The organism is Rubinisphaera margarita (assembly GCF_022267515.1).
Taxonomy (GTDB): domain Bacteria; phylum Planctomycetota; class Planctomycetia; order Planctomycetales; family Planctomycetaceae; genus Rubinisphaera; species Rubinisphaera margarita.
This window is the reverse complement of the sequence record NZ_JAKFGB010000022.1, coordinates 104,153-116,411: the sequence shown is the minus strand read 5'-3', so window position 1 is coordinate 116,411 and position 12,259 is coordinate 104,153. Positions and strand designations below refer to the sequence as shown.

General features: G+C 58.8%; 6 protein-coding genes. 3 read left to right on the top strand and 3 right to left on the bottom strand.

Annotated features, from left to right (window positions below; genetic code table 11):
* Positions 1 to 32: 32 nt before the first annotated feature.
* Positions 33 to 1,124, top strand: a complete 1,092-nt coding sequence (ychF, locus tag L1A08_RS21735; RefSeq protein ID WP_238758695.1) for a redox-regulated ATPase YchF — start codon at positions 33 to 35, stop codon at positions 1,122 to 1,124.
* Between the two features lie 36 nt (positions 1,125 to 1,160).
* A complete protein-coding gene (locus L1A08_RS21730) occupies positions 1,161 to 1,838 on the top strand; it encodes a site-2 protease family protein (RefSeq protein ID WP_238758694.1) in 678 nt (225 codons plus the stop codon).
* Between the two features lie 444 nt (positions 1,839 to 2,282).
* On the opposite strand, the gene L1A08_RS21725 is transcribed toward L1A08_RS21730, so the two are convergent.
* From L1A08_RS21725 to recJ, 3 genes are all read right to left on the bottom strand, one after another.
* On the bottom strand, positions 2,283 to 4,550 hold the full coding sequence (locus L1A08_RS21725) for an FAD-dependent oxidoreductase (RefSeq protein ID WP_238758693.1): 2,268 nt from the start codon (positions 4,548 to 4,550) through the stop codon (positions 2,283 to 2,285).
* An 89-nt stretch (positions 4,551 to 4,639) separates the two neighbouring features.
* The gene (gene sppA / locus L1A08_RS21720) at positions 4,640 to 6,505 is read right to left on the bottom strand and encodes a signal peptide peptidase SppA (RefSeq protein ID WP_238758692.1); all 1,866 of its coding nucleotides are present in this window, start codon (positions 6,503 to 6,505) and stop codon (positions 4,640 to 4,642) included.
* Between the two features lie 219 nt (positions 6,506 to 6,724).
* Positions 6,725 to 8,524 (bottom strand): single-stranded-DNA-specific exonuclease RecJ, encoded by a 1,800-nt coding sequence (gene recJ, locus L1A08_RS21715; protein ID WP_238758691.1) that lies wholly within the window; start codon positions 8,522 to 8,524, stop codon positions 6,725 to 6,727.
* 291 nt (positions 8,525 to 8,815) lie between these two features.
* On the opposite strand from recJ, the gene L1A08_RS21710 reads away from it, so the two are divergent.
* Positions 8,816 to 12,115 (top strand): family 16 glycoside hydrolase, encoded by a 3,300-nt coding sequence (locus L1A08_RS21710; RefSeq protein WP_238758690.1) that lies wholly within the window; start codon positions 8,816 to 8,818, stop codon positions 12,113 to 12,115.
* The last annotated feature ends 144 nt before the right edge of the window (positions 12,116 to 12,259 follow it).

The window sequence follows — 12,259 nt, the reverse complement described above, 5'->3', positions numbered from 1 at the left end:
CTTCGTCAAATATCGCCCGGAGCTGATTCTCAATGGAAGCTGGAATCGTCGGACTTCCCAATGTCGGCAAGTCGACCCTGTTCAACGCACTGACTGCCGCTGGTATTGCCAGTGAAAACTACCCGTTCTGCACGATCGAACCCAACGTCGGGGTGATCGAAGTTCCGGATCCCCGCCTGCAGATTATCCAGCAGTACATCAAAAGCGAAAAGATCATCCCGGCGGTGATCAAGCTCGTTGATATTGCCGGCATTGTTAAAGGGGCTTCGGAAGGGGAAGGACTCGGCAACAAGTTCCTGGCCAACATTCGCGACGTCGATGCCATTATTCATGTCGTGCGCTGCTTCGATAACGGCGACGTGATCCACGTCGACGGCAGCGTCAACCCGATCCGCGACGTTGACACGATCGACACCGAACTGATTCTGGCCGATCTGCAGACCGTGGAATCGGCTCGAGACAAGTCGCAGAAGAAAGCCAAGACCGGCGACGCCGAAGCCAAGAAACGCGTCGCCCTGCTCGACCGCTGCTTTGCCCGTCTGGATCAGGGGCAGACCATTCGCGGCATGGAGATCGAGTCGACCGAAGAACAGAAGCTGATGCGGGGCTTCTCGCTGCTGACCGCCAAGCCGGTCATGTATCTGGCCAATGTGTCCGACGACGATCTGCACGGCGAAAACGAGCACGTACAGGAACTTCGCCGACGGGCCGAAGCCGAAAACGGCGTTGTGGTTCCCGTCTGTGCGGCCATCGAAGCCGAGCTTCGCGACATGGATGACGCCGACCGGGCCGAGATGCTGGCCGACCTGGGACTGGAAGAGCCGGCCCTGAATGTTGTCGCCCGCGCAGCCTACAAGACACTCGGCTATCACAGCTACTTCACCGCTGGCCCGAAGGAAATTCGCGCCTGGACCATCCCTCAGGGGGCGACCGGGCCGCAGGCGGCTGGTGTGATCCACACCGACTTTGAGCGGGCCTTCATTCGTGTCGAAGTCTATTCGATTGAAGCCCTGCAGGAATTCAAGACGGAGAAGGCGATTCGCGAAGCCGGCAAACTACGAGTCGAGGGCAAGGAGTACATTGTCCGCGACGGAGACGTCTGCCACTTCCTGGCCAATCCCTAATTCATCCCGCCGACGCACACCGAAAACGGTTCCATCATGTTCGGACACGTCACCCAGACTCCTTATGACATCGAATTCTCTCTCCTGGGAATTCCGGTACGGATTCATCCGTTCTTCTGGCTGATCTCGCTGCTGTTCGGCTGGGGCCTGGGGCAGGCCGATCTGATCGTGATCTGGATGCTCTGTGTGTTCGTCTCGATCCTGATTCATGAAATGGGACACGCCCTGCTCACGAGAGCACTCGGGTATCATCCGCATATCGTGCTGCACCAGTTTGGCGGCTATGCCTCGTTTGTTCCTGATTCGCAGTTCTCCCTCTGGAAATCGATTGCGGTCTCCTTCGCCGGGCCGTTGGCAGGATTCATCTTCTTCGGCGTCATCATCGCTGTTGAGATCGTCCTCGCGATGACCGAAACGAGAGTCTCTCCGCAGCTCGGTTTCGCAATCGTGTCACTGCAGTGGATTAACCTCTGGTGGGGGCTCGTCAACCTGCTGCCGGTGCTGCCTCTCGATGGCGGACAGATCTGCCGCGATTTTATCCGCATGTTCCGACGCGGCGACGGCGAACGCTGGGCACTGCGCATCGGCGTCGTGGTCGGCGCAGCAATCGCCGTCTTCGCTTTTCAGCTTGGCGACCGCTACATCGCCATCATGTTCGGCATCCTCGGCTTCTTCAACTTCCGCGACCTGCAGGAACGCTACGGCGGCTTTTGAGAAAACAGAAGCCGTCGGCCGGAAGAGTCGTTGCAAACTGGGTAGTGCCCCCCAACAGGGTGGCCCCGAAAGATTCTTTCGGGGCGGCGCAGCCGTAGGAGCACGGGATTGGACGCTGTGAGTCATTGAACCAGGGACGTTATAAAGCTGCGGACCTCAGATCACTGATCTCTGCCAAACGGCATCCTCCGACGGCTGCGCCGCCCAGATCGCGGAACTGATGCCGTCCGATCCGCTGCACCGCGATTTAAGTGAAACCGCTTGCCAACCTTCTCCACCCCGGTAGCGGAGCAACCGGGACTACGCGGTGTCCTAACGCCTAGTGCCTAGTGCCTAACAACCCACCCCCAATTGGCGTCGCCAGTCGGTGTGGACCTTTTTGACAGCGCAGGAAAAAAGCCCGGGGGTTTGACTCCCGGGCTTTGGGTTCTCATTCTCAATCGTCTACTCAGTCCTGGCAACCCAGACGGCGTCGATGTGCACGTTGCCATCCACGTCGGTCCCGTCGACGTGGACCTCGTAAGGCGTCTTCGACTTGAACGTGTAGGTTCCCAGGGAAACGAAGTGCGGCTTGATGTCGCCCGGCTTCTGCTGGTTGATCGTCTTATTCGCCGTGCCTTCGGAATGCGAAACCGAGATCGGCACGCTGGAAGCCCGGTTCTCGTGGGCTCCCGTGGCGAAGCGGACTTCATACTGACCATCTTCCGGCACCTGGAATGTGAAGGTCGCCGTGCCGCCGCGGCCGTAGCGGTACGACTCCTCGACCAGCGGTTTCAGTCCGGTCCCGGCTGTCCAGGAACCGGTCGTCTGGGCCTGCTGGTCATCGACGACAACGCCGTCGAGCGATGAAGCCGAGACGTAGTCGTACTCTTTCGGCGGCGTCGAATCGCCTTCCCGTTTGTAGAACTCGCCGTCAACATCGTCGCGACGCATTACACCCGGCAGGCGAGCCAATTCTTTCAGCTGTTCCAAGTAGGACGTGTAAACGTCCCGGGGGCTACAGCCGAATTTGATGCAGATCGAGGCGGCTTTGCCGACGACTTCGCCCATCATGCCGCAGGTTCGCATCACGCGCGTCGTGCCGAGCGCTTCGTGCGTGACGCTGATGTTGCGTCCGGCCATGAACAGGTTGGGCACATCCTTGGAATAGAAGCAGCGGTAAGGAATCGGATAGCCGTAGCGACGGTCCACTCCCGCGCCATGTTCAGCCACACTGATAAACGGGTTGTCCGGATACTTGCGCATGTATTGCCGCTTGGGATAGTGCAGGTCGATCGACCACGTACTCGGCACCATGCCATCCGGGAACTGCTTCTTGTTAATGATGTCTTCCTGGGTGAGCACCAGATCTCCCATGATGCGTCGCGATTCGCGAGGACCACCAATGAAGGCCATCCAGGTGAGACGGGCATTCTTGTGTTTCTCGGCTCCATCCTTGTTCTTCATCGCGTTCCAGGCTCCGTAAACAGCCCGGAAGTTCCAGTCGCGGATTGCTTCGAGGTCATTCAGCGGATCTTTGTGGAAACCGCTCTCCCAGAACCACTGGCCGTGGAAGTCGCGCGGATACGGGAAGTCCTGCATCGTCAGGTCGAGTGCCCAGGGGGTCTTCGGGAAGCTCTGCGGCTCGTCTGCTTCTTCCCAGGCCCACATATTGCTCATGCCCATGCGGACGCCATCGTGGATCTCGTATTCGGCTTCCGCCAGTGCGCCGATGGTTCCGTGACCGGTACAGTCGACGAACAACGGAGCGGTGAAGCGACGCACTTCCGACGTACGGGTATCGAAGGCGTAAACGGCTTCGATCTTCTCATCGTCCATGTCAACTTTGTAGGCGTGATGATTCAGGAACAGCGTGATGTTCGGTTCGGCCCGAACAATCCGTTCCTTCTTTTCATCTTCGAACTCTTCGTAAGTACCCGGAGATTTTGTCGCCTGATCGGAAATCTCGTCGACAATCTCTCCGATGTGCGGGAACTCTCCGCGACGAACCAGACCCTGGGCCCACACACGAACTTCCGAGCTGCCGTTGCCGCCCAGCACCGGGCGGTTCTGAATCAGAGCGACTTTGATTCCCATACGAGCGGCCGAGATCGCGGCTCCGAGACCGGAGTATCCGCCGCCGACGACAACCAGGTCGAACGGACCAGTTTCGGTCGGCTCTTCGGAAAGACCGAGCTGCTGCTTGCGCCAGCTGCCAAGAATCTTCGAGGCTTCCGGCGGCTTTTCGTTGGCGTCCGTCGTGAAGTAGATCGCATCACAACGGCCATCAAAGCCGGTCAGATCGTGAAGAGCGATTCGCGTTTCCGGCTTTTCGATTTCAACGGTGCCACCCGGCTGCCAGAACCATTCGGCGCTCTTCGTGCCGAAAGTCGGTTCGAGAGCCTTGTCGTTAACGAGCACCTGAAACTGTCCCGGCGGTTCCCCCGGAGCATCCCAGCGGGCGACCCAGTCCTTGGTGCGAACAAAGACGTGATACGTTCCCGGCTTCGGGAACTTCACGGTCGTGGTCGCATCTTCGACCGGGCGGCCGAGGCCATGTGCCAGCAGGTAGGGCGAGCCCATGATCTCAATAAACTGCGTATCGAGTTCCCAGCCGTTGTGGGCGTCGAAGGACTCGGTTTCCACAAGAAGGGATTCTGCCTGTGCGGAGGGCGTGGTCGCGGCCAGGCAGAGGCCGAGAACAGTGGAAAGCGTAAGAAGGTGTCGTGACATCTTTTCTTCCGAATTAGAGTCTGTCATCCGAAGCCGGGACTGCGCCCCGTGGGCGAACGATCCCATTCTGAGTCGGCTCGGTTGTCGTCTTATTTGAATCGCAGCTGAAATGGCATCAGCAGCAGGCGGGGATCAGTGGCCGAGAGTTCGTTGATGATCATGGCCCGTCGGAGTTCGGCGGTCAGTTCCGCAGGGAGCAGGTCCTGCACGACCGAGGTCGCCACGTCCTGTTTCACTTCGGTATCGAGCGGGCCGAACAGCTGCTCGAACGGACTGGTCGGTTTCGGCAGCAGCAGACGGTCGACGTCTTTCGCATTCTCCAGCCCGGCCAGTTCCTTCGCCTTCTTGAAGGCATCGTCGAGGGTGCCGAGGTCATCGACCAGACCATTCTCGACGGCGACTTCACCGGTGTAGATGCGACCGCCCGCGAGTTCCTTGAGTTCGTCGACATCCATTTCACGGCCGGCTGCGGCTTTGGTCACGAAGATCTCGTAGATCTCGTTCATCGTCCGCTGCATCGCCTTGCGTTCCGATTCGCTGAACGGCTGCATGATGCTCAACGCGCCGGAGTTCTCGCCGCGGGTCACGTAGGACGTTGTGATGCCGAGCTTTTCGAAGAGACCTTCGAGAGCCAGCTTGCCGCCGACAACTCCGATGGACCCGGTAATGGTTCCCGGTTCCGCGTAAATGTGATCGGCTCCCATGGAGATGTAGTAACCGCCACTGGCCGCGACATCACCCATGCTGACGACAACCGGCTTGTCGACCTGCTCGAGGGCCCGCCAGATCAAGTCGCTGGCCACGGCACTTCCGCCCGGGCTGTTGACTCGCAGGACGATGGCCTTCACGCGGTCGTTCTCGGCTGCTTCCCGAATGGTCTTGACCATCGTTTCCGAGCCGATGATTTCGTCGCCGAACGGGCCACTGGTGCCGCGTCCGCTCATGATCGATCCGTTGGCATAGATGACGGCGATCTGCGGAGCAACCGATTTCTTCTTGCTCGGATCGACGCCCATCATCAGATTCATCATCTTCATCATGCCGGTGAACCCTTCAAAGTTGGTGTCCACCTTCTCTTTGCCGTAACGCTGTACCAGAGTGAACTCGGCGTCTTCATCGCCGTCGCGGGCGATGTCTTCGAGTTCATCAGCGTAGCGGATTTCGTCGATGAGACCGTACTCTTTCGCGGTCGTAGAAGTATGCGGTCCGTTGTCGATCGCCTTCTTCACGTCTTCGACCGACATGTCCCGCGACTCGGCAATCATCTTGCAGATAATGCTGTACTGACTGTCGAGCAGGTCGTTGATTTCCTGACGGAATTCAGGACTCATTTCGGTGCGGGTGTAAGGTTCGGCGGCTGCCTTGTACTTTCCGACACGCAGCACATCGACTTCGACATCGAGCATGTCGAACAGATTCTTGTAGAAGCTGACTTCGGCTCGCAGTCCGGTCATCAGCAGCATGCCCGGCTCCGGCATGTAGATCTTGTCGCAGGCGGTCGCGATGAGATAGTCGGTGGTCAGCGCTGTTTCGAGCAGAGCATGAACCGGCTTGCCAGACTCGCGGACGCTGAGGATCTTCGTCCGCAACTCATGAACGGATCCCAGGCCGATGAGCGGATTGGTGATCTTAAGGACCACGGCGTCGACGGTGTCGTCTTTAGCGGCCCGGTCGAGTCGATCGGAGATCTGCGTCAGCGACTGGCCAATCTCACCGAACAGTCCCGGCAGCGACGGCCCTTCGGACAGCATGCCGGAGAGTTCGATCTCGGCCCAGCGGATCTTGGTCGCGGCTTCTTCGCTCTCCTCGTCTTTGCTCTTTTCCGCTGCCGTGGCTTTAACCACCGAACTGCCGACACGAGCCGGCCGGCGGGAGGATTGGGCATCGGCAATCTGCGCGGTCAGCAGCAATCCGCAGAGGCAGAGGCAAAGTGTGGAAGGAAGTTTCAACAGCATACGACTCGTCCTTGAATGAGTTCAAAGGTCGGAGATGAAGCACGGGAGGTCCGGACGGAATCCGGCTCCGGAGCATGAAATCAGGCGAACAACAAATCTTATCCGTCGTCGAACCGAAATATCAAACCTGAAACATGTCAGCGGCGCCAAAGTCGCATTCTCGCTAGAGCCCCCGGCTTCGGACATCCGGTTGCAGAATCGACTAGTCACCAGCCAGAGTCAGCAGTCCTGGCCATCGACAGCCGCGACGGTCGCTGTCCGTCGGCTCTGAGGCGGGGGTGCGCCATCGGCACGCCAGTCGATGATCTGCAACTCCACGCTCTCGCGGCCGCGGAATTCGTTGATGATCGGTTTGAAGCAGACCGACAGCCGGCCCTGAGCCGCCGCCATCTCTTCGGCCCATTCGCCCCGTCCGAATGAAATCGCCCGCATGGTGGCGCCATAGTGCTTCACGCGGATGGCCAGATGCCGCCCGCCTTCGCCCATCGTCTTCGGTTCCTCGGCCAGCTCCAGACCGGTCGAGACGAAGATGGGCCGATCGTTCTCGCAGCCAAACGGGCCGAGATACTCCAGTTCCTTGATGGCGCGGACGGAGAGTTCACCCAGGGTCACTTCGGCATCGATGCGGCGGGGATTCGCGATTTTTGCTTCACTCATGAGAACCGGTTGTCCGTTGATCCGCTCGCGGAATTCGTCGAGACGGTCCGCGCGAAGCTTCAGGCCGATGGCCGCCGGATGCCCGCCGAACGTTTCCAGCAGATCCACTCCGGTGGTCACGGCAGCGTGCAGGTTGACTTCGCCAAACGTCCGGCCGGAGCCCTGTCCGATGCCCGTGCTGGAGTTCAGCGCGATCATGATCGTCGGCTTCTCGTACTGTTCGGCAATTCGGCTGGCGACAATGCCAATGACACCGACATGCCAGTCATGGTGGCCAATCACCAGACAGGGCTGTTCGAGCCATTCCGGGTGCTGCTGGATCTCTTCGCGGGCCTGCTTGAGGATCTTGCGTTCAACGGTTTGCCGTTGTTTGTTGAGTCCATCGAGATACGTCGCCAGTTGAGCCGCTCGATCGGTCTGGTTAGTCGTCAGCAGGTCGACCGCCAGTCGCGCCTGCCCGAGTCGGCCGGCTGCGTTCAGACGCGGCGAGATTCCAAAAGCGATGTCTTCAGCAGTGACGCACGACTTTTTGTCGAGCCCGATGACCTGCAGCATGGCCGCCAGACCCGGTCCGGCCTGTTGTCGCAGCGTATCGAGGCCGTATTTCACGATGAGTCGGTTTTCGCCAACGAGCGGGACGACATCGGCGACGGTTCCGATCATCGCCAGTCCGACGGCACTCTTGAGGAATTCCCGCATCCGCTCGCTGGAACGCTGTCCATCGCCGAGCCGCTTGCTGACCGCCCAGGCGAGCTTGAACGCCACGCCGGCTCCGCACAGATGGGGGAAGCACTCTTCGCCGCCCGGCAGCCGGGGATGCACGAGGACCTTCGCCCGGGGAAGTTCGTCCGGAATGGTGTGGTGATCGGTGATGATCAGATCGAGGCCGAGTTCGCGAGCCAGATCGGCTTCTTTGACGCTGCAGATGCCGCAGTCGACCGTGACCACGAGCCGCTCAGGATCGGCTTCGTGGAGCTCGCGAATAGCATCGCAGTTCAGGCCGTAGCCTTCCTCCATGCGGCAGGGGATGTAGTAGTCGACCGTGCCGCCGGCCTGCGTGATGCAGTGGTAAAGGATCGATGTCGAAGTCATACCGTCGACGTCGTAGTCGCCGTAGATGGTGATTCGCCGCTTCTGACGAACAGCTTCGGCCATCAGATCGGCCGCTTCCGCGACACCCGGCAGAACTTCCGGATCCTGCAGGGTGGCCAGCTTGGCGGAAAGGAACCCTTTGGCGTCTTCCGCCGTAGAGAATCCCCGGGAAAGGAGAACCTGGGCGAGCAGCGAAGAACAGCGCATCTGACCCGCCAGTGACTTAACCAGCCCGGTATCGTGACTGACAAATTGCCATTCCCGCGGCATCCGCGATCCTCCTGAAACTCGTTCGATCAAATGAATTCTTGGACATCCTAGTCGACCGGGAAGCGGAATTTCAAATCGTTTCCCACGGTTCGAAGTGTGCGTTCGACGTGATTGACATTCCCGGAAACGTTCTCAACAATGAATGCGAATCTGTTTCTGTGACCAGCCGGCGTTCGATACCGAATGCCGCTCGCTTTTAGTTTCCGCCACATGACGTGCATCCGGAAACCCTTCTCCGCGTTTCATTGAGAACTCATTCCAACACCACCGATCGAACTTCGGGAGCGAATTGTGCGATTTTATCTGTATTCTCTGCTGACTCTCTGCGTGGGCCTCGCGGCCGGAGCAGCCCAGGCCGAAGAGCCGGGGTTCAAGTCGTTATTTAACGGGAAGGATCTTTCCGGCTGGGATGGGAATCCCGAGTTGTGGTCCGTCGAAGATGGCGTCATCACCGGCAAAACCAACGGGCCCGACCATCTGAAGTATAACCAGTTCCTCATCTGGAAAGGGGGCGAGGTCGCCGATTTTGAACTTCGTGTCGAGTTCCGTCTCGAAGGAGACAATAACTCCGGCGTTCAGTATCGCAGCCAGCTGAAGGAAGATGTCGGCCCCTGGTCGGTCGGCGGCTATCAGGCTGATATGCACCCGAATCCGCAGTACACGGCCATGCTGTACGACGAACGCGGTCGGGGCATTGTCGCTAAACGAGGCGAAAAAGTGACCGTCACCGCAGACGGTAAAAAGAACGCCGAGAAGCTCGACGTCGAAGTCGATCAGAAAGATCTGACCGAATGGCACGAGCTCACAATTATTGCTCGCGGCAAGCGACTGATCCATAAGGTTGATGGCGTTGTCGCCGTCGAAATTATCGACGATCAGCCCTCCGAACGGGAAATGAAGGGCCTGCTGGCGTTTCAGGTTCATCGTGGACCAGCCATGAAAGTGCAGTTCCGTAACGTTCGACTCCGCGAAATCGGCAAGAAGAAAGAGAATACCAAAGCCGAAAAGCCGGCGATGAAGCGTCCCGACAAGGAAGAATCGACGGCTGCGAAGCAGGACGACGATGATGAACCGAAAGCGATGGCGACTCCGATCGCTGATATGAAGATCGCCAAAGATTTTCAGGTGGAACTGCTCTACTCGGTTCCCCCTGATGTCGAGGGCTCGTGGGTTTCGATGTGTACCGATCCCAAAGGTCGGCTGATTGTCTGCGATCAGTACGGGGGACTCTTTCGCGTCACGGTTCCGCCGCTCGGTACGACTGAAGGGCTGAAAGTCGAAAAAATCAATGCCGACATCGGCGAAGCTCAGGGACTTTTCTGGGCGTTCGACTCGCTGTATGTCTCCGTGAATAAAGCCAAGCAGTACGAAGGCGGCCTCTATCGAGTGACCGATTCCGATGGCGACGACAACCTCGACACCGTCAAAATGCTGCGCCCGCTGCATGGAACTGGCGAACACGGTCCCCACGCTGTGTTTCATACGCAGGACAAGAAGGGGCTCTATGTCGTTTGCGGGAACCGCACGGATCTGACCGAAATCGATCAGTCCCGCGTGCCGACGCACTGGGATGAAGATCTGCTGCTGCCTCGTCCGTATGGTCGTGGCTTCATGAAAGGGACCCCTGCTCCGGGCGGATACATCTGCCGCATCAATCCGGAAGGAACCGAGTGGGAACTGGTCGCGACCGGATTCCGCAATCAGTACGACGCTGCCCTCAACACAGAAGGCGAGATGTTTACCTACGATGCCGACATGGAATGGGATGTGAATACGCCCTGGTATCGTCCGACCCGCATTTGTCACGTCGTCAGCGGAGCCGAGTTCGGCTGGCGGAACGGCGGCGGCAAGTGGCCGGTTTACTATCAGGACAGCGTTCCTCCGACGATCAACATCGGCCCCGGTTCTCCGACCGGCGTGACCTTCGGGTACGGGGCGAAGTTCCCGCAGAAGTATCAGAAAGCGTTCTTCGCCAGCGACTGGAGTTACGGCAAGCTTTACGCCGTGCATCTCGAGCCGGATGGAGCTTCGTACGCGGCAACGGCTGAAGAGTTCATCACCGGAACTCCGCTGCCGCTGACCGACCTGGTTGTGAATCCGAAAGATGGGGCGATGTACTTCGCCATCGGCGGCCGGAAGGTGCAGTCGGGGCTGTATCGCGTGACTTACAAAGGCTCGGAATCAACGAAGCCGATCGAAGGTTACAAGGTTACCGAAGATCTCGACGACCCGAACGCCGTGGCACGGACCACTCGCCGTCAGCTGGAAACGCTCCACCTGGGCGATCACCCCGATGCCGTTAAGAAAGCCTGGCCGTTCCTCAACGACAAGGACCGCTTCGTTCGCTTCGCCGCTCGGATCGCCATCGAGCATCGTCCAACGAGCGAATGGAAAGAGAAAGCCCTGCAGGCCAAGCAGCCATGGGAAGCTCTGAATGGTCTGATGGCGCTGGCTCGTTCTTATGAACGTGACGAAAAGGTGTCCGGAAAGGATGCCGAGATCGATCGCGCTTTGCCCGAGTGGAGCTCCGATCAGGAATACGGCCGCGAAGAGCTGACGGAAATTCTGGACGCCGTGAACAGTCTCGACTGGTCGAAGCTGAACGAAGCTCAGAAGCTGACCGCGATGCGGGTCTACACGATCGCCTTCGTGCGACTCGGCCCCCCGTCGCATGACCAGCGTCAGCAGCTGATCGAGAAGTTCAGCCCGATGGTGCCGGCTCGCTCGTATCCGTTGAACTCGGAATACGCTCAGATGCTGGTTTACCTGCAGGCTCCGGCCGCCGCTGAGAAAGTGGTCGGACTGCTGCAGAAGGCGCCGACTCAGGAAGAACAGATCGACTACGCCAAGTCGCTGCGTCATCTGACGACCGGCTGGACTCCGGAATTGCAGGAGACGTACTTCAAGTGGTTCAACCGGGCTTCGCAGTATCGCGGCGGCGCGAGCTTCAGCCTGTTCGTTCAGCACATTCGCGAAGATGCACTGGCTCATGTCGATGAAGAAGCCAAAGAACGTCTGAAGCCGATCCTGGAAGCCACGCCCGAAGAGTCGAACACGCTGGCTTCGACCGAATCCCGTCCGTTTGTGAAGGACTGGAAGATGGAAGAGCTGGTTCCGCTGCTCGACGAGAAGCTGAAAAACCGCGACTTCGAGCACGGCCGTCAGATGTTTGCTGCCGCGAATTGCTTCGCCTGCCATCGTTTCGACGAACAGGGGGGAGCCATCGGACCGGACCTGACCGCTCTGGCTGGCCGCTTCAGCAAGAAGGACATCCTCGAATCGATCGTCCTGCCGAGCAAGCAGATCAGCGATCAATACGCAGCCGTGCAGATTGTCACGATCGACGGCAAGGTGGTCATCGGCCGAATCGTCAACCTGGCCGGCAACACGTACCGGATCAACACCAACATGATGAACCCGGACGAGATGGCCGTCGTGAAGCGGGAAGACATCGAAGAGATGGAACCGGCCAAAACGTCGATGATGCCCAACGCACTGCTTAATACGCTCAATGAAGAGGAGATCCTCGACCTGATGGCGTATCTGCTGTCGCGCGGCGATCGCAGCAACGAAATGTTCAAGCAGGAATAAGCCTCGAATTGACAGGTTCGGGCGGTTTGTCCTGAACGGAAATACTCTTTACAATTCTGTGCTGAGGCTTGTGCTTCAGCACAGTTTTTTCATGGGGCTCGAACGGCGTCATCCAGGAACGGAACGTTGCTCTTGCCGCCACGA

Coding starts and splice junctions, on each gene's coding strand:
- sppA (WP_238758692.1), bottom strand. CDS start 6,505: ATGCTGTTGAAACTTCCTTCCACACTTTGCCTCTGCCTCTGCGGATTG.
- recJ (WP_238758691.1), bottom strand. CDS start 8,524: ATGCCGCGGGAATGGCAATTTGTCAGTCACGATACCGGGCTGGTTAAG.
- ychF (WP_238758695.1), top strand. CDS start 33: ATGGAAGCTGGAATCGTCGGACTTCCCAATGTCGGCAAGTCGACCCTG.
- L1A08_RS21725 (WP_238758693.1), bottom strand. CDS start 4,550: ATGTCACGACACCTTCTTACGCTTTCCACTGTTCTCGGCCTCTGCCTG.
- L1A08_RS21730 (WP_238758694.1), top strand. CDS start 1,161: ATGTTCGGACACGTCACCCAGACTCCTTATGACATCGAATTCTCTCTC.